Source organism: Microvirga sp. CF3062, assembly GCF_036314045.1.
Classification (GTDB): Bacteria; Pseudomonadota; Alphaproteobacteria; order Rhizobiales; family Beijerinckiaceae; genus Microvirga.
The window spans coordinates 50,580-69,626 of the sequence record NZ_JAYGGN010000011.1 but is presented as its reverse complement, the minus strand read 5'-3'; the positions used below and the strand labels follow the sequence as shown (position 1 = coordinate 69,626).

Annotated in this window: 19 protein-coding genes and 4 tRNA genes; 14 read left to right on the top strand and 9 right to left on the bottom strand. The window is 62.3% G+C overall.

The genetic code is table 11. The features are described from left to right. Positions 1–201: 201 nt before the first annotated feature. From VB618_RS18190 to VB618_RS18180, 3 genes are read right to left on the bottom strand one after another with little or no spacing between them, the layout of a single operon-like run. Positions 202–1,071: an HpcH/HpaI aldolase/citrate lyase family protein gene (locus VB618_RS18190; protein ID WP_329798153.1), complete on the bottom strand. Its 870-nt coding sequence runs from the start codon at positions 1,069–1,071 to the stop codon at positions 202–204. After that, a complete protein-coding gene (locus tag VB618_RS18185) occupies positions 1,071–1,550 on the bottom strand; it encodes a MaoC family dehydratase (RefSeq protein ID WP_329798152.1) in 480 nt (159 codons plus the stop codon). Before VB618_RS18185 ends, VB618_RS18190 begins: the two co-directional genes overlap by 1 nt. A 55-nt stretch (positions 1,551–1,605) precedes the next feature. After that, positions 1,606–2,379: an NAD kinase gene (locus tag VB618_RS18180; protein ID WP_329798151.1), complete on the bottom strand. Its 774-nt coding sequence runs from the start codon at positions 2,377–2,379 to the stop codon at positions 1,606–1,608. A 49-nt stretch (positions 2,380–2,428) separates the two neighbouring features. Between VB618_RS18180 and cutA the strand changes: the two genes are divergently transcribed. After that, the gene (cutA, locus tag VB618_RS18175; RefSeq protein WP_329798150.1) at positions 2,429–2,758 is read left to right on the top strand and encodes a divalent-cation tolerance protein CutA; all 330 of its coding nucleotides are present in this window, start codon (positions 2,429–2,431) and stop codon (positions 2,756–2,758) included. On the opposite strand, the gene VB618_RS18170 is transcribed toward cutA, so the two are convergent. Next, a complete protein-coding gene (locus VB618_RS18170; RefSeq protein ID WP_329798149.1) occupies positions 2,755–3,741 on the bottom strand; it encodes an MBL fold metallo-hydrolase in 987 nt (328 codons plus the stop codon). The two genes, cutA and VB618_RS18170, sit on opposite strands and share 4 nt — an antisense overlap. Positions 3,742–3,840: 99 nt before the next feature. Beyond that, the gene (locus VB618_RS18165) at positions 3,841–4,638 is read right to left on the bottom strand and encodes a TrmH family RNA methyltransferase (RefSeq protein WP_329798148.1); all 798 of its coding nucleotides are present in this window, start codon (positions 4,636–4,638) and stop codon (positions 3,841–3,843) included. Between the two features lie 160 nt (positions 4,639–4,798). Between VB618_RS18165 and VB618_RS18160 the strand changes: the two genes are divergently transcribed. After that, positions 4,799–4,975 (top strand): hypothetical protein, encoded by a 177-nt coding sequence (locus VB618_RS18160; protein WP_329798147.1) that lies wholly within the window; start codon positions 4,799–4,801, stop codon positions 4,973–4,975. 69 nt (positions 4,976–5,044) lie between these two features. Here the strand turns inward: VB618_RS18160 and VB618_RS18155 are convergent, their stop codons facing one another. Together VB618_RS18155 and VB618_RS18150 are read right to left on the bottom strand one after the other, a co-directional pair. Further along, positions 5,045–5,197 carry a hypothetical protein gene (locus VB618_RS18155; protein ID WP_329798145.1) on the bottom strand — a complete coding sequence of 51 codons (153 nt, stop codon included), beginning with the start codon at positions 5,195–5,197 and terminating at the stop codon, positions 5,045–5,047. Between the two features lie 273 nt (positions 5,198–5,470). Continuing rightward, positions 5,471–5,545, bottom strand: a tRNA-Thr gene (locus VB618_RS18150). Positions 5,546–5,685: 140 nt separating this feature from the next. Here VB618_RS18150 and VB618_RS18145 point away from each other — a divergent pair. Further along, entirely contained in the window at positions 5,686–5,991 is a 306-nt protein-coding gene (locus tag VB618_RS18145; RefSeq protein ID WP_329798144.1) for a hypothetical protein, read from the top strand. 75 nt (positions 5,992–6,066) lie between these two features. Here VB618_RS18145 and VB618_RS18140 read toward each other — a convergent pair whose 3' ends face one another. Beyond that, positions 6,067–7,785 carry an MFS transporter gene (locus VB618_RS18140; RefSeq protein WP_329798143.1) on the bottom strand — a complete coding sequence of 573 codons (1,719 nt, stop codon included), beginning with the start codon at positions 7,783–7,785 and terminating at the stop codon, positions 6,067–6,069. Between the two features lie 240 nt (positions 7,786–8,025). Next, a complete protein-coding gene (locus VB618_RS18135; RefSeq protein WP_329798142.1) occupies positions 8,026–8,847 on the bottom strand; it encodes a TrmH family RNA methyltransferase in 822 nt (273 codons plus the stop codon). A gap of 191 nt (positions 8,848–9,038) precedes the next feature. Between VB618_RS18135 and VB618_RS18130 the strand changes: the two genes are divergently transcribed. The 11 genes from VB618_RS18130 to rpoB all read left to right on the top strand — a co-directional run bounded on the left by VB618_RS18130 (position 9,039) and on the right by rpoB (position 18,990). Then, positions 9,039–9,123: transfer RNA gene (locus VB618_RS18130), tRNA-Tyr, on the top strand. 17 nt (positions 9,124–9,140) lie between these two features. Beyond that, positions 9,141–9,214, top strand: a tRNA-Gly gene (locus VB618_RS18125). Positions 9,215–9,442: 228 nt separating this feature from the next. Continuing rightward, positions 9,443–10,633 carry an elongation factor Tu gene (gene tuf, locus VB618_RS18120; protein WP_329798131.1) on the top strand — a complete coding sequence of 397 codons (1,191 nt, stop codon included), beginning with the start codon at positions 9,443–9,445 and terminating at the stop codon, positions 10,631–10,633. A gap of 42 nt (positions 10,634–10,675) precedes the next feature. After that, a tRNA-Trp gene (locus tag VB618_RS18115) sits at positions 10,676–10,752 on the top strand. A 162-nt stretch (positions 10,753–10,914) separates the two neighbouring features. Then, the gene (gene secE / locus VB618_RS18110; protein ID WP_036350572.1) at positions 10,915–11,115 is read left to right on the top strand and encodes a preprotein translocase subunit SecE; all 201 of its coding nucleotides are present in this window, start codon (positions 10,915–10,917) and stop codon (positions 11,113–11,115) included. Between the two features lie 12 nt (positions 11,116–11,127). Then, on the top strand, positions 11,128–11,661 hold the full coding sequence (gene nusG / locus VB618_RS18105) for a transcription termination/antitermination protein NusG (protein ID WP_329798141.1): 534 nt from the start codon (positions 11,128–11,130) through the stop codon (positions 11,659–11,661). Positions 11,662–11,831: 170 nt separating this feature from the next. Beyond that, entirely contained in the window at positions 11,832–12,260 is a 429-nt protein-coding gene (rplK, locus tag VB618_RS18100) for a 50S ribosomal protein L11 (RefSeq protein ID WP_329798140.1), read from the top strand. A 10-nt stretch (positions 12,261–12,270) separates the two neighbouring features. Then, a complete protein-coding gene (rplA, locus tag VB618_RS18095; protein ID WP_329798139.1) occupies positions 12,271–12,972 on the top strand; it encodes a 50S ribosomal protein L1 in 702 nt (233 codons plus the stop codon). Positions 12,973–13,666: 694 nt separating this feature from the next. Next, entirely contained in the window at positions 13,667–14,185 is a 519-nt protein-coding gene (rplJ, locus tag VB618_RS18090) for a 50S ribosomal protein L10 (RefSeq protein WP_036350581.1), read from the top strand. Between the two features lie 52 nt (positions 14,186–14,237). Then, positions 14,238–14,615, top strand: coding sequence for a 50S ribosomal protein L7/L12 (gene rplL / locus VB618_RS18085; RefSeq protein ID WP_329798138.1), 378 nt, complete (start codon positions 14,238–14,240; stop codon positions 14,613–14,615). Positions 14,616–14,859: 244 nt separating this feature from the next. After that, positions 14,860–18,990, top strand: a complete 4,131-nt coding sequence (rpoB, locus tag VB618_RS18080) for a DNA-directed RNA polymerase subunit beta (RefSeq protein WP_329798137.1) — start codon at positions 14,860–14,862, stop codon at positions 18,988–18,990. Positions 18,991–19,047 lie beyond the last annotated feature (57 nt).

The window sequence follows — 19,047 nt, the reverse complement described above, 5'->3', positions numbered from 1 at the left end:
GGAGGGAAGCGGTTGTCGACTATCTATTTGAAGAGGATTGATGCCATTTGGCCCTTTAAAGAGCAGTTTGCTTCTCGAATACTGCAAGTGTCGAAGATAGATTGTCGATATTATAACTTTAGGTTGATTTAATACTTATAACTACTTACAGTTAGAGGAATAAATTTGCTGGCCCATCCGGTTCCCAGACTGGCTCGGTAACTATTTGCTGGCACGCCTCAGAAGCCGTTCCGCACGTAGCAGGTGCGGTTGGTCCAGCATCTCGCCATTGACACCGACCACACCTGCTCCGGGATTGGCTTTGAAAGCCTCGATCACCGCTTGGGCCCGCTCGATTGCCTCCTGCGAGGGGGCGAAGGCTTCGTTGATGATGGGGATCTGTGCCGGATGGATCGCCATCTTGGCCACGAAGCCATCGCGGCGGGCGTCCCGGCACTCTGCTTCCAGGCCTGCCATGTCGCGGAAGTTGGTGAAGACGGAATCCACTGCATCGACACCAGCCGCCGTGGCCCCCAGCAGGGTGAGAGAGCGGGCGAGGCGATAGGGATCGGTGTAGGAGCCATCTTCACCTCGGTTCGTCTCGGCTCCCAGATCGGCTGACAGATCCTCGCCGCCCCAGGTGATGCCCATGAGCCTGTGGCTTGCGCCTGCAAAGGTGCCGAGCGCAAACACGCCGGCGGCATTCTCCGTCGCGATGGCGAGAATGCGGGTGACGCCGTCCTCAAGGCCGAATTCAGCCTCGCGCACGGCGAGCTTGGCGCCGAGATGCGCCACGTCGGCACCACCCACCGTCTTCGGCAGCACCATCCCGTCGGGGCCGGCACGCATGACGCCGTCGAGATCCGCATCAATAAGGCCTGTAGTCAATCCGTTGACGCGCACGAAGAGGCGCGGGCGCTCGGCCTTCGTGCGGTGCTCGTTCAAAAACTCCGCCGTGACGCGGCGGGCCTCCTCCTTGGCGGCGAGAGCCACCGAATCCTCAAGATCGATGAGGAGGACATCCGCTCCGGAAGTCAGGCCTTTCTCGAGCTTCCTGGCGCTGTCGCCCGGGACGAAGAGCAGGGAGCGCATCAGGCGATCCTCTTGCGCATGAAGGCCTGACGGCGGCATTCGGCCACGAGAGTGCCGTCCTGCTTGTAGGCCCGGTGGATGAACTCCACGATTCCGGCGTCGGGACGCGATTTCGACTCGCGCTTGGCCACGATCTCCGTGGTCGCATTGATGGTGTCGCCTTCGAAGAGCGGAGCCGGAAACTTCACGTCCGTCATGCCGAGATTGGCGATGGTCGTGCCCACCGTCGTATCGTTGACCGAGATGCCGATGAGCAGGCCTAAGGTGAACAGGGAGTTCATAAGCGGCTTGCCCCATTCCGTTTCTGTCGCGCAGAAATGCGCGTCGATATGGAGCGGCTGTGGATTGAGGGTCATGTTGGAGAACAGCATGTTGTCCATCTGCGTCACCGTCCGGGTCAGGCGGTGCTTGATGGTGGTGCCGACGGTGAAATCCTCGAAGTAGAGGCCGCCTCTCGGGTGCCTGCTCTCATCGTTCATGATTTTGACCTCTCGTTCCTGGCTGGCACGTTGAAGCCCGCGCCTTATGCTGTCGTCAATAGCCGAACTGCTCCCGCAGGATGCGCTCATCGAGGCTGTGGCCGGGGTCGTGCAGCATCACGAGATCGACGCTGCGATCCATTGAAACATCCACCCGGGAGACATTGCGGAATTCCGTGTGGTCCGCAACCGCGCTCACGGGGCGATTGCCCGCCTCCAGAACCTCGATCTGGATCTTGGCATAATCCGGTAGCAGGGCACCGCGCCAACGCCGCGGGCGGAAGGCGGAAATCGGCGTGAGGGCGAGCAATGGTGCGTTCAGCGGCAGGATCGGCCCACCCACGGAAAGGTTGTAGGCAGTCGACCCGGCAGGGGTCGCCACCAGGATGCCGTCGGCACTGAGTTCGGGGATCCGTACCCGGTTGTCGACGCTCACCCGTAGCTTGCCCGCTTGATAGGTCTGACGCAGCATCGAGACCTCGTTGATGGCCCGCGCCGTGTGAGACACGCCCATTACATCCCAAGCCACCATCAGCAGCGGGTGAACCACACTCCGTCCAGCCGCTTCAAGACGCTCGAACAGATCCTCCTCCCGGAAGTCGTTCATCAGGAAGCCAACGGTGCCCTTGTTCATGCCGTAGATGGGCTTGGCCGTGCCCATGAACCGGTGAAGGCTCTGCAGCATCAGGCCATCTCCACCAAGGGCCACGATGACATCGGCCTGTTCAGGCGCAACGTTGGCGTAACGATCCTGCAGGATTTGGAGTGCGCCTTGCGCATCTGGCGCGGCGCTGGCCACGAATGCGATATTGTTGAAACGACGGGCCATGCCCAATTACCCTCGCTGCGTCCTGTAGGCTGCGAAGAAAAGGCATAGCATGGATCGCCCGCTTCTCGTCTATACGACCTTTCCCGATGTGGACATCGCCCTGTCGATCGGGGAGGGGCTCGTTCGCGACCGGCTGATCGCCTGCATCAACGTGCTGCCGGGGATGCGGTCCGTCTATGCCTGGAAGGGCGCCGTCGAGCAGGGGCAGGAGGCCGTGGCCATCCTGAAGACCCGCAAGGGCCTTCAGGATCAGGTGCATCGGGCGCTGAAGGAGCGCCATCCTTATGAGACGCCGGTCGTTCCCTTCATCGAGCCGACCGGCGGGGATGCGGCCACCCTGGAGTGGCTTGTTGCCGAAACGGCCAGCGGGCAGCCTTAGGCCGCCGGGCTCCACTGGACCGGCACGAAGCGGAAGCCAGTGCCCTCCTTGGCAATGTGGCCTGTCGCCGGGAAGGGGGCGTGGTAGAAGGCAACCTGCGCCCGCTCGGACGCGGCCATGTCGAGCAACCGACGGCGGGTGGCGCGGGCTTGGTCCGCATCCATGTCGAACACCGCCGACCAATCGGGGTTGCGGACGAAGAGGGCCGGGTGGTTCGTGGTGTCCGACATGATCATCAGCTTACCGCTGCCTGAGGACAGCATGTACGCCGTGTGACCGGGCGTGTGTCCTGGGGCTGCCACGGCGGTGAGGCCCGTCACGACCTCCTTGTCCATCTCGTAGCGCTTTACGTTGTTGGCAATGGGACCGAACGCGCGGCGCGCGCCCTGGAAGGCACCCTTCATGCCCTCCGGCGCCTGGTTCATGCGGGCATCGTCCATCCAGAAAGCCCATTCTGCAGCCGGAACCATCACTTCGGCATTCGGGAAGACGGCGGTGCCATCCTTCAGGCGCAGGCCGTTGATATGGTCGCCATGGAAATGGCTGATCACGACCGTGTTCACCTGGGCCGGATCGAAGCCGGCTGCGCGGAAATTCGCCATCCAGCGGCCGGAGGTTGGCGCTCCCATGTCGCCGTTGCCGGTGTCAATTAGGGTCAGGCGCCCGCCGTTGTTGAGCACGAGCGTGTTGAAGGTGATCGGCAACGCGTTACCGGGGAGGAAAGCCTCCTGCATGGCCTGCTGGACCTGAGACAACTCCGCATTGCGGACGAAGCCTTCGAGGGGACGCTGCGCGAAGCCGTCGTTGATGGCGGTCACCTCGATATCGCCGACCTTGTAGCGATAGAAGCCCGGCGCCTGGCGCGAGCCCGACCCTTGAGCGGGAGCCGGCGCGGAAGGAGCGGTCTGAGCCAGGGCTGGCCCGACAATGGGAGTGGCGGCAAGAGCGGTGCTGGCAAGAATGGTGCGGCGTGTAATGGACATGAGCGTCTCCAGGCTTGGGAGCAGAAGCCTAGAACGGCCCCGCTTGCATGCAAGAGCGCTTCCTTTCACAAGTCAGCGAGCAGGAGAGGGCTCCAGCCCTTATTTGCCCTGAGTGAGATGGTGCAGGGCAATGCCGCTGGTGGTGGCGACATTGAGGGAATCGAAGCCTCCGCTCATTGGGATTGACACGGTCCGGGTCCGCGCCAGGAGTTCCGGCGGCAGGCCGGGACCCTCCGCGCCCAGCAGCAGCGCCGTACGCCGGGAGGGCCGGACCTTCGAGAGGTTTTCCGCACCGGACGGGGAGAGGGCGACCACTTCGAAGGAGGCGTCCTCCAGCGCCCGCACCAGGGCATCGGCCGAGGGAGCCCGCGCAAAGGGCACAACCAAAGCTCCGCCGACCGAAACGCGGATGGCTTTGCGGTAGAGCGGGTCGCAGGTTTCTTGGTCGAGCAGGACTGCATCCGCCCCGAAGGCAGCCGCATTCCGGAAAATCCCGCCGACATTGTCGTGGTTGGCAAGACCGACTAGGCCGACCACGAGGGCCGTCCCCGGCAGGCCAGCAAGGAGAGCTTCGACCGGAAGCAGGGCCGGACGCCTAGCCACGGCCAGAATGCCTCGATGAATCGGGAAGCCGACAATCGCGTCCATCACCTGCCGGTTTGCCACATAGACAGGAACCTCGGGTGGCAGGAGGTGGAGTGCATCGTTCAGGCCCTCCACGCGTCCTTCGCCCAAGAGAAGCGATTCGACCACGAAGCGGGACTGCCTCAGCAGGACTCTCAGGACAACCTCACCCTCCGCGATGAAACGGTGCTGGCGCCCTAGGAGATCTCGCTCCTTCACGGCCCTATAGGCTTCGATTCGCAGATCGTCAGGGTCCGAGATAGCAATCAGCATGGGCGTGGATCGAGTCTTCGGAGTGATTGGGCATCCCGTCTGTCTAATGCGGGAAATCGGCTTTGCCTATGCGGGGCTGTCGAACGGAACAACGAGTTTGCATCCCGGTTAGCCCTGCAAGGACAGTTGGGGCCGCCTCACGGGGTCCCGAAGGAGCAGGATGATGTGGGATATAGCCGATGGTTGGGTCTGGGCATTGGTGATCGTCGGCGGCCCGTTGCTGATCGGCATCTTCATGGCCGTTGCCAGCAGCCGACGCCGCAAACTGACGCGAAACGAGCAGAAGGTCTCCGACGAGGTTGCGCACAAGAACTGGGGCAAGGAGCAGATCCGCTAGTAGCTTGGCCTTCAGCCCACGTGATGCTCCCACCGGTGCCGCCCCGGCGCTGCGGCTTTGATGTGCTGTTCAATCGATTGCTCGTCGCTTCTGCTTAGAGTGCTCCAGGTGGGTGTCGTTCGCATGAGCGATTTCCCGAGACAACTGGGTCGCGATGATGCCGACGATGACGGCGGAAGCCACTGCCGCCGAGCCCATCACGTTCAGCAGGAATACCGCCATGAATGCCTCCTGCCACAATGGGAGGAAGCCTAGGCCTGGCTGTGGAAATTGCCGCCTGGGAAGACGGGCTACCCCTGGCTGGCCTTCACCGGGCAACCAGAACACCGATGTCTCAGGCAAGCAGGGCAGCGGGCCGGGCAGGAGCAGTGGCGGCTCCTCCGGACGAGCGATTCCGCGGGCGGCGGCTGATTGATGCTCGAATTCCCGGAGAGCACGAAGCCCCGGCAATCTGCCGGGCTTTTTTCGAAGTCTCCACCGTTTCAAGGAAAGGGGTGGTGCCGGTGGAGAGGATCGAACTCCCGACCTTCGGTTTACAAAACCGCTGCACTACCGCTGTGCTACACCGGCCGACTTCATAGGGCTGAGGTAGCAGCACGCGAAGCAGGACGCAAGTTCCATACAAATGTAAATATTAAGTGTCCCAGCACACCGAAACCAACCTTGGATTCTGGAATTATCAGGCAAACAGCAATCCAGGAGTTGGTGCTATGAGGACCCTAGGGGCTTCTGTTCAGACGAGAGTTCGACTGCGAGGCGTCCTCAAGACTCTCGTGGTTCTATCGGTCCTTGGGGGTGCAGGCCTGGCCGGAACAGCCGAGGCTGCACCGGCGAGCCACGGTGTGGCTGCAAAGCCTGCCAAGGAGGTGGTGACATCCATTTCTGCCAGGGACGTGGAGACAACGTCGTCTGTTCAGCCCACCACGGGCAGCGATGCGCACTGCGATATCTCCCGCAAGCGCATGTTCGTCGAGGGTGAGGGCTGGATCGTGCGCCGTGTGACCACCTGCTACTGACAGGCAGGTCCTTTCCAACGAAAAGCCCCGCCTTTCGGCGGGGCTTTCCTGTTTGATGAGAGGCTTGTCGGAAGCTCAGCGCCTCGGGCTGGCGCCCTCGTAGGTCATGATATCCCGGTCCTTTGTCTCCGGCACAAAGAGGAGGCCGACCACGAAGGTCACCAGGGCGATCACGACCGGATACCACAGGCCGTAGTAGATATCGCCGGTGGCCGCCACCATCGCGAAGGCGGTGGGAGGCAGCAAACCGCCGAACCAGCCGTTGGCGATGTGATAGGGCAGGGACATCGCAGTGTAACGGATGCGGGTGGGGAAGAACTCCACCAGGGCCGCTGCGATCGGGCCGTAGACCATCGTGACGTAGATTACGAGGATCCACAGGATGCCGATGGCTTTCAGGGCCTGAGGGTTGCTGAGGGCGTCGAAGAAGCCGTTCACCTTCAGGATGCTCGGGTCGCCGGCCTTCGGGTAGCCCACTTCGGTGGCCGCAGCCGAGAACGCCGTGATGTTGGCCGGAATGGCCGGAGCGATCGGGGTTTCCTTACCATTGAAGGTCACCTTCGGAGCGGTGCCAGGAGCAGCCGGAACGAGCTCGTACTTCACGGCCGAGCGGGCCAGGGCCACGCGGGCGATGTCGCACGGAGCCGTGAAGGTACGAATGCCGACCGGGTCGAACACCGAGCCGCATGCAGCCGGGTCGGCCACGACCTGAACCTTGGCCGTTTCCAGAGCCTGATTCAGGTTCGGGCTGGCGATGTTCGTGAGCGCACCGAAGAGCGGGAAGTAGGTGATCGCCGCGATCAGGCAGCCGCCGAGAATCACCGGCTTGCGGCCGATCTTGTCGGAGAGGATGCCGAATACGATGAAGCCGCCGGTGCCGAGGATCAGCGACCAGGCGATTAGCACGTTCGAGGTGAGCAGGTCGACCTTCAGAATGCTCTGGAGGAAGAACAGGGCATAGAACTGGCCCGTGTACCACACCACAGCCTGACCGATGGCGAGACCGATGAGGGCAATCAGCACCATCTTGGCGTTGCCCCACTGGCCGAACGCCTCCTTCAGAGGAGCCTTCGACTGAGTGCCTTCGTCCTTCATCTTCTTGAAGGCCGGCGATTCGTTCATCTGGAGACGAATCCAGACCGAAATGCCAAGCAGCACCACTGACAGCAGGAACGGAATGCGCCAGCCGGCGATCGGCCAGCCTTCACCGGTCTGGAAGCCGGCCTCGCCCATCCAGGTGCGCAGCACGAGAATGACGGCGAGAGACAGCAGCAGGCCAACGGTAGCTGTGGTCTGAATGAAGCTGGTGTAGAAGCCGCGACGGCCGGCCGGGGCATGCTCGGCCACATAGACCGCAGCGCCGCCGTACTCGCCGCCGAGGGCGAGACCCTGGAGCATGCGCAGCGCGATCAGGATGACGGGAGCGATCCAGCCGATTTGGGCGTAGCTGGGCAGCAGGCCGACCAGGAAGGTCGAGAAGCCCATGATCAGGATCGTGACCAGGAAGGTGTACTTGCGGCCGACGAGATCGCCGATGCGGCCGAAGAAGATGGCGCCGAACGGGCGGACCAGGAAGCCTGCCGCGAAGGCCAGGAGCGCGAAGACGTTACGGGTCGTCACGTCGAAGGCGGAGAAGAACTGAGCGCCGATGATCGTGGCGAGAGAGCCGTAGAGATAGAAATCGTACCATTCGAAGACGGTGCCGAGGGAGGAGGCCAGGATGACCTTCCTTTCCTCCTTCGTCATCGGCCGCGTTGCGGCGGCCGACTGCGGCGTTGTTGCTGCTGTTGCCATAGGGTTCCCTTCCATTGATGTGCCCGGTCTGATCCGGGTTCTGGGTCGCGGCCCGAATGTCGAGCTTTGAGCCGAGGCATCGTGACTGCTCTACGCAGCCAAGAATCCATCGAACGGGAGGCTACCTCCGGCCTTTCTTTCCACAATTCCCAATTGGTATTTGCGACTTCCGTCTAAGAAGTTGCTTCTCCTGCATGATTATCGTGCAGAGCCAATGGGTTAACCCTGCGACCAGGGCTATTATTTGACGTTACGGAAAGCGCCTTTAACCACAGCAAAAAGGGAAATCGCGGCTGCATTCGAGACGTTGAGGCTCTTGATGGCGCCAGGCATATCGAGGCGTCCGATCACATCGCAGCACTCCCGCGTTCTCTGCCTCAATCCTTTTCCTTCGGAGCCGAGCACGAGAACGACAGGCAAGCGGATGTCGATTTCATCCAGATTGGTCTCGCCTGAGGAATCAAGTCCGATTCGTTGATAGCCGCGCTCACCCAGGTCTGTCAGTGTGCCGCTGAGGTTGCGGACGATCATGAAAGGCACATGCTCGAGGCCGCCTGAAGCGGATTTAGCCAGAACGCCCGTCGCGGCGGGACTGTGCCGGGCCGTCGTGATGATGGCTTCCACATCAAAGGCTGCCGCCGTGCGGACGATGGCGCCGACATTGTGCGGATCGGTAATCTGGTCGAGGGCCAGCACGACCCTCTTGCCGCTTAAGGTGTCGACCGAGGGAGAGGGCAGGGGATCGGCCTCGGCATAGAGCCCCTGATGGACGGCATCCGGCTCCAGGAGGCGGTTGATCTCGTCCGGCCTGACGATCTCAGGTTCGATCGGCAGGGGAGCGCCCATCTCTTCGCTCAGGCGTTTGGCGGAGTTCTCGGTCGCCAGCAGGCGGCGAATCGTACGCTTGCCGTTGCGCAAGGCTTCGAAGACCGGGTGCCAGCCATAGAGAATGGTCGTGTCGATCTCGAAATTCGGACGCCAAGCCTTAGGGTCTCGGTGGCCCGGCTTGCCGTGAGGGCGCTGAAATCGGGGCTTGCGGGAGGGGAAGGGGCGCTCGCTCATGCTCTTTGGATCTCACGATTTGTCAGAGCGCCATAGCACAGTGAGCCGCTATGCACGACCACTCGATTTCGGCGCGCTTTGAGGTTGACACCGGCCATCCACCTCACCATAAGAGCGCCACGGAACGCCGAGCCCCAGGCGAAGCGGTCCGCAGAACAGCCTCGGCGTTGTGCGTTCGGGTTGGGTTCTAAGGGGGAATGTCCCGAGCGGCAAAGGGGGCGGACTGTAAATCCGCTGGCTATGCCTTCGTAGGTTCGAGTCCTACTTCCCCCACCACCCAATCAGAAGGGCATGCGGGTGTAGCTCAATGGTAGAGCAGCAGCCTTCCAAGCTGAATACGAGGGTTCGATTCCCTTCACCCGCTCCACCTTCCTCTACACTTCCTGCCTAGCTTGTAATTCTGGCCCTAAATGCCTTTATACAACCCGAAACCGCCCTTGAGGAGTTCTCGGAAACCTCGTGCTTGATACGTGAAGGATCAGGTTATCGGGCATTAGGTTCTGCAATATCGAAATTGGCTCTTGCACAAAGAGCGCAACCGCAATATCGGACGCCCCTGGGTTTTTTGTTCCTGGCCTCTGTAAGGTAGAGATCAATGGCGAAGGAAAAGTTTCAGCGGAACAAGCCGCACTGCAACATTGGGACGATTGGTCACGTGGACCATGGCAAGACGTCTCTGACGGCGGCGATCACGAAGGTTCTGGCGGAGTCGGGCGGGGCGACGTTTACGGCGTACGACCAGATCGACAAGGCGCCGGAAGAGAAGGCGCGCGGCATCACGATCTCCACGGCACACGTGGAGTACGAGACGGTCAACCGGCACTATGCCCACGTGGACTGCCCCGGCCACGCCGACTACGTGAAGAACATGATCACGGGTGCGGCCCAGATGGACGGCGCGATCCTGGTGGTGTCCTCGGCCGACGGCCCGATGCCGCAGACCCGCGAGCACATCCTGCTGGCCCGCCAGGTGGGCGTGCCTGCTCTCGTGGTGTTCATGAACAAGGTCGACATGGTCGACGACGCCGAGCTGCTCGACCTGGTCGAGCTCGAGGTGCGCGAGCTTCTGTCGAAGTACGACTTCCCGGGCGACGACATCCCGATCGTGAAGGGCTCGGCTCTTTGCGCTCTGGAGGATCGCCAGCCTGAGATCGGCCGCGAGGCTGTGCTTAAGCTGATGGCCGAGGTGGATGCCTACATTCCGCAGCCGGAGCGTCCGATCGACCTGCCGTTCCTGATGCCGATTGAGGACGTGTTCTCGATCTCGGGCCGCGGCACGGTGGTGACGGGTCGCGTCGAGCGCGGCATCGTGAAGGTCGGTGAGGAAGTTGAGATCGTGGGCCTGAAGGCCACGGTCAAGACGACGGTCACGGGCGTCGAGATGTTCCGCAAGCTGCTCGATCAGGGCCAGGCGGGCGACAACGTGGGCGTTCTGCTGCGCGGCACGAAGCGCGAGGACGTGGAGCGCGGCCAGGTGCTGTGCAAGCCGGGCTCGATCAAGCCGCACACGAAGTTCAAGGCCGAGGCCTACATCCTGACGAAGGAAGAGGGCGGCCGTCATACGCCGTTCTTCGGCAACTACCGTCCGCAGTTCTACTTCCGCACGACGGACGTGACGGGCGTGGTGACGCTGCCTGAGGGCACCGAGATGGTGATGCCGGGCGACAACATCACCATGGAGGTGACGCTGATTGCGCCGATCGCCATGGAGGAGAAGCTGCGCTTCGCCATCCGTGAGGGCGGCCGCACCGTCGGCGCCGGCGTCGTCGCCGCCGTAATGGACTAATGAGATCCAGGTGGCGGGTTTCCGCCACCTGTTGACCGCCGGAGGAGTGTAGCTCAATCGGCTAGAGCACCGGTCTCCAAAACCGGGGGTTGGGGGTTCGAGTCCCTCCACTCCTGCCAGCGGTCGACAAAGCGGGCGTTTTGCTCTAAAGAGCGCCCCATAGATGGTTTGAACAGGTGGCGCGGGGCTTGGAAAGCAGCCTCGCGCCCCTTCAATTTGGGCTCAAGCGTGCCCTCAGAGGACGTTCGCTGCCGCTCTCAAGGCGGTGCGGGCGCAGGGAAATGGCGAAGACGAACCCGTTCGATTTCATACAGCAGGTCCGCTCGGAAGCCGCGAAGGTGACTTGGCCGACGCGCAAGGAGACCATGATCACGACCGCTATGGTGTTCGTGATGGTGGTGCTTGCCAGCATCTTCTTCCTGGTCGTCGATCAGGCGATCGGCTGGGGCGTTCGCTCGGTGATCCTTGGGCTTGGCGGTTAAGGGGTGGATGCAATGACGAAGCGTTGGTACATCGTCCACGCCTATTCGAATTTCGAGAACAAGGTCGCCCAGTCGATCAAGGACCAGGCCGCCCAGCGCGGCCTCGAGGACAAGTTCGACGAGGTCATGGTGCCGACCGAGAAGGTCGTCGAGGTGCGCCGCGGCCGCAAGGTCGACACCGAGCGCAAGTTCTTCCCGGGCTATGTCCTGGTGAAGTGCGATCTGACCGACGAGGTCTACCACCTCATCAAGAATACCCCGAAGGTGACGGGCTTCCTGGGCGCCGACAAATCCAAGCCGGTTCCGATCCCGGATCGTGAGGCCGAGCGGATCAAGGGCCAGGTGGCCGAGGGTGTCGATCACCCCAAGCCGTCCGTGAACTTCGAGATCGGTGAGCAGGTCCGCGTATCCGATGGGCCGTTCGCCTCGTTCAACGGCGTCGTCGAGGAAGTCGACCACGCCCGGGCCCGCCTCAAGGTGGCGGTGTCCATCTTCGGCCGCGCGACGCCGGTCGAACTCGAATACGGTCAGGTCGAAAAGGTCTGACCGGCAGGAAGTGGCACCTTAATGGTGGCACTTCTCAGGTCCTCTGAGAGGGCCTTTCATCCGCGGGAGGTCTGCCCGGTCGCCAGCCGGGATTGTGGGACTGGACCGCGATCTGCAACTGCCATTCCGTTCGGTAGGCTCCGGGCGGGTGGTCCATTAGGAGCAGTCCTATGGCAAAGAAAATCTCGGGCTACGTTAAGCTTCAAGTGCCCGCAGGCGCAGCCAACCCGTCGCCGCCGATTGGTCCGGCGCTCGGTCAGCGCGGCCTGAACATCATGGAATTCTGCAAGGCCTTCAACGCGAAGACTGCGCAGATGGAGAAGGGCACCCCGATCCCGGTGATCATCACCGCGTATCAGGACCGTTCCTTCACCTTCGAGATGAAGCAGCCCCCGGTCTCGTACTGGCTCAAGAAGGCCGCGAAGATCGACAAGGGTTCGCAGACCCCCGGTAAGGGCGCCAATGTCGGTCGCGTGACCCGCGACCAGATCCGCGAGATTGCCGAGAAGAAGATGGTCGATCTCAACTGCGACACCGTTGAATCCGCTATGGCCATGATCGAGGGCTCCGCGCGCTCGATGGGCATGGAAGTGGCATAAGGAGGGCATGATGGCTGTTAAGGAAGGTAAGCGCATCCGCGCCGCCCGCGAGGGTGTTGATGCCACCAAGCTTTATCCGATCCAGGATGCGGTGAAGCTGATCAAGGAACGCGCCAAGGCGAAGTTCGACGAGACCATTGAGATCTCGATGAATCTCGGCGTCGATCCCCGCCACGCCGACCAGATGGTCCGCGGCGTCTGCAATCTGCCGAACGGCTCCGGCCGTACGGTTCGCGTGGCCGTGTTCGCCCGCGGCGCCAAGGCCGACGAGGCCAAGGCTGCCGGTGCCGACGTAGTGGGCGCCGAGGAGCTCTTCGAGGTCGTCAACGGCGGCACGATCAACTTCGACCGCTGCATCGCCACCCCGGACATGATGCCGCTCGTCGGCCGTCTCGGTAAGGTTCTTGGCCCCCGCGGCCTGATGCCGAACCCGAAGGTCGGAACGGTCACCATGGACGTGAAGGGCGCCGTCGAGGCCGCGAAGGGCGGTGCTGTGGAGTTCCGCGTCGAGAAGGCCGGCATCGTCCACGCCGGTATCGGCAAGGCCTCCTTCGACGAGGTCAAGCTCGTGGAGAACATCAAGGCTTTCGCCGATGCTGTCTCCAAGGCGAAGCCTACCGGCGCCAAGGGCACCTACATCCAGCGCGTCGCCGTCTCCTCGACGATGGGTCCGGGCGTGAAGGTCGATCCGGCTTCGGTCCTCAACGCCTAATCGGCTGTTGCCAAGATCTGGGAGAGCCCGGCACCTGTTGCCGGGCTTTCTCGTTTGGAGCTTTTGAACCTAGGGCTCCAAGCCATGACATTGGTGCAGATAGGTTTTCTGAGTACATGTCCAGCGCTCTAGATTTGATCGAACCTCTTATCGCGTTAGGTAACCTCCTTTTGCCCCTGATCGCCGTTGGCCTGATTCCCAAAGGGCATCTGACGATCAGACGCATCAGTAGATGAAACTCCGTAACGTAAACTAACGCGGTCTTTCTGACAAAAAGGCACTTGGCAAATGCTTCAGAAAGGCTTAATAGAGCGCGTTGAGTTTCCAACATAGGCCGAGGCTCCGCTTTTGCGCGAGCGCTAGGCTAAGAATCCGTCCCGGAGACGGGGCGGTGACAGGCCGGCGAGCCAAGAGGCAACTTTTGGCGCGTTCCGGCTATGTCCTGTCCAAGACTGCAGGTGCCGGCTTAGCTGGTTTAATTCGAAAGGGCCTGCATAGACGGGGAAGCCGAATTTACCATCTGCTTAACGCAGGTGACGGGAGTCGGTTCGAACCATCTCACCCGGTGCGCCGCTAGGCGTCATTTGGGGGACAGGGCTTGCGAGAGCGTCGTTCAAGATGCCTCGGATGCAAGTCCGGGCCTTGAGCGGCAAATGCAACCGGCGGGATATTCCCGCCAACCGGAGAGAGCCCAGTGGAAAGAGCAGCAAAGCGCGAGCTCGTCTCGACTCTCAACGACGTGTTTAACACCACGAGCGTTGTCGTCGTCGCCCACTATGCTGGCCTCACGGTCGCCGACATGCAGAAGCTGCGCGCGCAGATGAAGCAGGCCGGTGCCACCGTGAAGGTCGCAAAAAACAGCCTCGCCAAAATCGCTCTCGAAGGCAAGGACGTCGCGTCCATCTCGGGCCTTATGAAAGGTCCGACCCTGATTGCTTATTCGAGCGATCCGGTCGCGGCGCCCAAGGTCGCTGTTGATTTCGCCAAGGGGAACGACAAGCTCGTCATCCTCGGCGGCGCAATGGGCGCGACCTCCCTGAACGTGGACGGAGTGAAGGCACTTGCCACTCTGCCGTCCCTTGATGAACTGCGCGGCAAGCTGGTCGGCCTTATCCAGGCTCCGGCTACCAAGATCGCTCAGCTCAGCACTGCGCCGGCGGCAAAGCTCGCTCGCGTGTTCGGGGCCTATGCCAAAACAGGCGAAGCGGCGTGAGGCCGTACCTCAAAACCATCAATCGTTCGAACTGAACCTAAGGAACTAAGAAATGGCTGATCTTGCCAAGCTCGTTGACGATCTTTCGTCGCTGACCGTTCTCGAGGCTGCTGAGCTCTCGAAGATGCTCGAAGAAAAGTGGGGCGTTTCCGCTGCTGCGGCTGTTGCCGTTGCGGCTGCTCCTGGCGCTGGCGCCGGTGCTCCGGCTGCTGAAGAGCAGACCGAGTTCACGGTCGTTCTGGCTGCTACCGGCGACAAGAAGATCGAGGTCATCAAGGAAGTCCGTGGCATCACGGGCCTGGGCCTCAAGGAAGCTAAGGACCTCGTCGAAGGTGCGCCGAAGCCCGTCAAGGAAGGCGTTTCCAAGGACGAAGCCGAGAAGATCAAGGCGACCCTCGAGAAGGTCGGCGCCAAGGTCGAGCTTAAGTAATTTTGCGGCCTTCATGGCCGCAGGGTTACCCCCGAGAAATCGGGGCTCAAAACACACGGTCCCAGGCGTTTTTGCCTGGGGCCGTTGTGTCGTCAAAGAGGCGGGGCTTCTTGGCGGCACCTCAGCGGGTCCGAAAAGGACCAGATATCTTGCGGTTAGCGGGCGGTTTAGCCGCCGGGCGGCTAATCGAGGCTCCTGATCCAGCGGGATTCTCGATTAGCCGTGTATGAGGAACGAGGTCCAGATGGCCAACACACTGATCGGCCGGAAGCGCATTCGCAAGTTCTTCGGAAAAATCAAGGAAGTGGCGGAGATGCCGAACCTTATCGAGGTTCAGAAGGCATCCTACGACCAGTTCCTGATGGTCGAAGAACCAAAGGGCGGCCGGCCGGAAGAGGGCTTGCAAGCCGTCTTCAAATCGGTTTTCCCGATTTCGGACTTTTCAAATACTGCCCTGCTCGAGTTCGTGAAGTACACGTTCGAGCCGCCGAAGTATGACGTTGACGAGTGCCGCCAGCGGGGCATGACCTTCGCTGCGCCTCTCAAGGTCACGCTGCGCCTCATCGTGTTCGATGTGGACCCGGATACCGGCGCCCGCTCCGTGAAGGACATCAAGGAGCAGGACGTCTACATGGGCGACATGCCGCTCATGACCTACAACGGCACCTTCGTCGTGAACGGTACCGAGCGCGTGATCGTCTCGCAGATGCACCGTTCGCCGGGCGTGTTCTTCGACCACGACAAGGGCAAGACGCACTCCTCCGGCAAGCTGCTGTTTGCTGCCCGCATCATCCCCTATCGCGGTTCCTGGCTCGACATCGAGTTCGACGCCAAGGACATCGTGTATGCCCGTATCGACCGCAAGCGTAAGCTCCCGGTCACGTCGCTGCTCTACGCCCTCGGCCTCGACGGCGAAGAGATTCTCACCACCTTCTACAACCGCATCACCTATACCCGTGACGGCGCCGCCTGGTCGGTGCCGTTCGATGCGGAGCGCATGAAGGGCTTCAAGGCCTCCGTGGACCTGGTCGACGCCAAGTCGGGCGAGGTCGTGCTCGAGGCCGGCAAGAAGCTGACGGTCCGTACCGCCCGCCAGCTGGCCGAGAAGGGCCTCAAGAACCTGCGCGCGACCGATGAGGACCTCTACGGCCAGTATATCGGCAACGACCTCGTCAACCCGTCCACCGGCGAGATCTACGCCGAGGCCGGCGACGAGATCACTGAGAAGCTGCTGAAGGGTCTGGGCGAAGCCGGCTTCACCGAGATCCCGGTTCTCGACATCGACCACGTCACGATCGGCCCGTACATCCGCAACACGCTGGCCGTCGACAAGGCTTCCTCCCGCGAGGACGCCCTGTTCGACATTTACCGCGTCATGCGTCCGGGCGAGCCGCCGATCCTCGACACGGCGGAAGCGATGTTCAACTCGCTGTTCTTCGATGCCGAGCGCTACGATCTCTCGGCCGTGGGCCGCGTGAAGATGAACATGCGCCTCGACCTCGACGCCGAGGACACCGTGCGCACCCTTCGCCGTGAGGACATCCTTGCGGTCACGAAGGCGCTTGTGGACCTGCGCGACGGCAAGGGCGAGATCGACGACATCGACCACCTCGGTAACCGTCGGGTGCGTTCGGTCGGCGAGCTCATGGAGAACCAGTACCGCCTGGGCCTGCTCCGCATGGAGCGCGCGATCAAGGAGCGCATGTCGTCGGTCGATATCGACACCGTCATGCCGCAGGACCTGATCAACGCGAAGCCTGCGGCTGCCGCCGTGCGCGAGTTCTTCGGCTCCTCGCAGCTCTCGCAGTTCATGGACCAGACGAACCCGCTCTCCGAAGTCACGCACAAGCGTCGCCTCTCGGCCCTCGGCCCGGGCGGTCTGACCCGCGAGCGCGCCGGCTTCGAGGTGCGCGACGTGCACCCGACCCATTACGGCCGCATCTGCCCGATCGAGACGCCGGAAGGCCCGAACATCGGTCTGATCAACTCGCTGGCGACCTTCGCCCGCGTGAACAAGTATGGCTTCATCGAGACGCCGTTCCGCCGCGTGCGCGACAGCCACGTGACCGACGAGGTGATCTACCTCTCGGCCATGGAGGAGGCGAAGTATAACATCGCCCAGGCCAACTCGCTGCTCGACGACAACGGCACGCTGACGGAAGAGCTCGTGATCTGCCGCCGCGCCGGTGAGAACATCGTCGTGGCTCCGGACCGCGTGGACCTCATGGAGGTTTCGCCGAAGCAGCTCGTCTCGGTTGCAGCCGCGCTCATCCCGTTCCTCGAGAACGATGACGCGAACCGCGCTCTCATGGGCTCGAACATGCAGCGTCAGGCCGTGCCTCTGGTTCAGGCGGACGCTCCGTTCGTCGGCACCGGCATGGAAGCGATTGTGGCCCGGGATTCCGGTGCCGCCATCGGGGCTCGCCGCACCGGCGTCGTCGACCAGGTGGACGCGACCCGTATCGTTATCCGCGCGACGGAGAACACGGATCCGACCCGTCCGGGCGTCGACATCTACCGCCTGCAGAAGTTCCAGCGCTCCAACCAGTCGACTTGCATCACGCAGAAGCCGCTGGTCCGCGCCGGCGACCTCGTGCGCAAGGGCGACATCATCGCCGACGGTCCGTCGACCGAGTACGGCGAGCTGGCGCTCGGCCGGAACGTGCTCGTCGCGTTCATGCCGTGGAACGGCTACAACTTCGAAGACTCGATCCTGCTCTCCGAGCGGATCGTGAAGGAAGACGTCTTCACCTCGATCCATATCGAGGAATTCGAAGTGATGGCCCGTGACACGAAGCTGGGTCCTGAGGAAATCACGCGCGACATTCCGAACGTGTCGGAAGAGGCGCTGAAGAACCTCGACGAAGCCGGCATCGTGTATATCGGCGCCGAGGTCCATGCGGGCGACATCCTCGTCGGCAAGATCACGCCGAAGGGCGAAAGCCCGATGACGCCGGAAGAGAAGCTTCTGCGCGCCATCTTCGGTGAGAAGGCCTCCGACGTCCGCGATACCTCGCTGCGCGTGCCCCCGGGCGTGACCGGCACCATCGTGGAAGTTCGTGTCTTCAACCGTCATGGCGTCGACAAGGACGAGCGCGCCCAGGCCATCGAGCGCGAGGAAATCGAGCGTCTCGCGAAGGACCGCGACGACGAGCAGGCGATCCTCGACCGCAACACCTATGCGCGTCTGGCCGAGATCCTCACCGGCAAGAGCGCTGTTGCAGGCCCGAAGGGCTTCAAGAAGGACACGAAGATCACCCGGGATCTCCTCAACGAGCACCCGCGGTCCCAGTGGTGGCAGTTCGCGGTCGAAGACGATGCTCTGATGACCGAGATCGAGGCCATGCAGAAGCAGTACGACGAGTCGAAGAAGCGCCTTGAGCAGCGCTTCCTCGACAAGGTCGAGAAGCTGCAGCGTGGCGACGAGCTGCCTCCGGGCGTCATGAAGATGGTCAAGGTCTTCGTGGCCGTGAAGCGCAAGATCCAGCCGGGCGACAAGATGGCCGGCCGTCACGGCAACAAGGGTGTCGTGTCGCGCATCGTTCCCATCGAGGACATGCCGTTCCTTGAGGACGGGACGCACGCGGACATCGTGCTCAACCCGCTGGGCGTGCCGAGCCGCATGAACGTCGGTCAGATCCTCGAGACGCACCTCGGCTGGGCTGCTGCCGGTCTCGGCAAGCAGGTCGCCCAGGCGGTCGATGCCTACATGCGGTCGGGCCAGTCCAAGGGGCTTCGCGATCAGCTCGTGTCGATCTACGGCAATATGCCGGAAATCGAGCAGGCTTCCGACGAGGAGCTGGTCGAGCTGGGCAACAAGCTGCGTCGCGGTGTTCCGTTCGCCACGCCCGTCTTCGACGGTGCGAAGGAATCGGACATCGAGTTCATGCTGCAGAAGGCTGGCCTCGACCCGTCGGGTCAGGTGACGCTTTATGATGGCAAGACCGGCGAGCCTTTCGACCGCAAGGTGACCGTGGGCTACATCTACATGCTGAAGCTCCACCACCTCGTGGACGACAAGATCCACGCCCGCTCCATCGGCCCCTACAGCCTCGTCACCCAGCAGCCGCTGGGCGGCAAGGCCCAGTTCGGTGGCCAGCGCTTCGGCGAAATGGAGGTGTGGGCACTGGAGGCTTACGGCGCAGCCTACACCCTGCAGGAAATGCTCACGGTCAAGTCGGACGACGTGGCCGGCCGCACGAAGGTCTACGAAGCCATCGTTCGTGGCGACGACACCTTCGAGTCGGGCATTCCGGAGAGCTTCAACGTTCTCGTGAAGGAAATGCGTTCGCTCGGCCTCAACGTGGAGCTGACCAATTCCAAGAAGGCAGCCAACGAGGCGGGGCAGCTGCCCCCGTCCGAGGCTGCCGAGTAAGCCGACCGCTCAAGTTCGATGTTTGGCCGCGGCGATGATGCCGCGGCCCCATGCAAT

Excerpts from the sequence above, each read along its gene's own strand:
- VB618_RS18190 (WP_329798153.1), bottom strand. The coding sequence starts at position 1,071 with ATGCGCTCCCTGCTCTTCGTCCCGGGCGACAGCGCCAGGAAGCTCGAG.
- VB618_RS18185 (WP_329798152.1), bottom strand. The coding sequence starts at position 1,550 with ATGAACGATGAGAGCAGGCACCCGAGAGGCGGCCTCTACTTCGAGGAT.
- VB618_RS18180 (WP_329798151.1), bottom strand. The coding sequence starts at position 2,379 with ATGGCCCGTCGTTTCAACAATATCGCATTCGTGGCCAGCGCCGCGCCA.
- cutA (WP_329798150.1), top strand. The coding sequence starts at position 2,429 with ATGGATCGCCCGCTTCTCGTCTATACGACCTTTCCCGATGTGGACATC.
- VB618_RS18170 (WP_329798149.1), bottom strand. The coding sequence starts at position 3,741 with ATGTCCATTACACGCCGCACCATTCTTGCCAGCACCGCTCTTGCCGCC.
- VB618_RS18165 (WP_329798148.1), bottom strand. The coding sequence starts at position 4,638 with ATGCTGATTGCTATCTCGGACCCTGACGATCTGCGAATCGAAGCCTAT.
- VB618_RS18160 (WP_329798147.1), top strand. The coding sequence starts at position 4,799 with ATGATGTGGGATATAGCCGATGGTTGGGTCTGGGCATTGGTGATCGTC.
- VB618_RS18155 (WP_329798145.1), bottom strand. The coding sequence starts at position 5,197 with ATGGCGGTATTCCTGCTGAACGTGATGGGCTCGGCGGCAGTGGCTTCC.
- VB618_RS18145 (WP_329798144.1), top strand. The coding sequence starts at position 5,686 with ATGAGGACCCTAGGGGCTTCTGTTCAGACGAGAGTTCGACTGCGAGGC.
- VB618_RS18140 (WP_329798143.1), bottom strand. The coding sequence starts at position 7,785 with ATGGCAACAGCAGCAACAACGCCGCAGTCGGCCGCCGCAACGCGGCCG.
- VB618_RS18135 (WP_329798142.1), bottom strand. The coding sequence starts at position 8,847 with ATGAGCGAGCGCCCCTTCCCCTCCCGCAAGCCCCGATTTCAGCGCCCT.
- tuf (WP_329798131.1), top strand. The coding sequence starts at position 9,443 with ATGGCGAAGGAAAAGTTTCAGCGGAACAAGCCGCACTGCAACATTGGG.
- secE (WP_036350572.1), top strand. The coding sequence starts at position 10,915 with ATGGCGAAGACGAACCCGTTCGATTTCATACAGCAGGTCCGCTCGGAA.
- nusG (WP_329798141.1), top strand. The coding sequence starts at position 11,128 with ATGACGAAGCGTTGGTACATCGTCCACGCCTATTCGAATTTCGAGAAC.
- rplK (WP_329798140.1), top strand. The coding sequence starts at position 11,832 with ATGGCAAAGAAAATCTCGGGCTACGTTAAGCTTCAAGTGCCCGCAGGC.
- rplA (WP_329798139.1), top strand. The coding sequence starts at position 12,271 with ATGGCTGTTAAGGAAGGTAAGCGCATCCGCGCCGCCCGCGAGGGTGTT.
- rplL (WP_329798138.1), top strand. The coding sequence starts at position 14,238 with ATGGCTGATCTTGCCAAGCTCGTTGACGATCTTTCGTCGCTGACCGTT.
- rpoB (WP_329798137.1), top strand. The coding sequence starts at position 14,860 with ATGGCCAACACACTGATCGGCCGGAAGCGCATTCGCAAGTTCTTCGGA.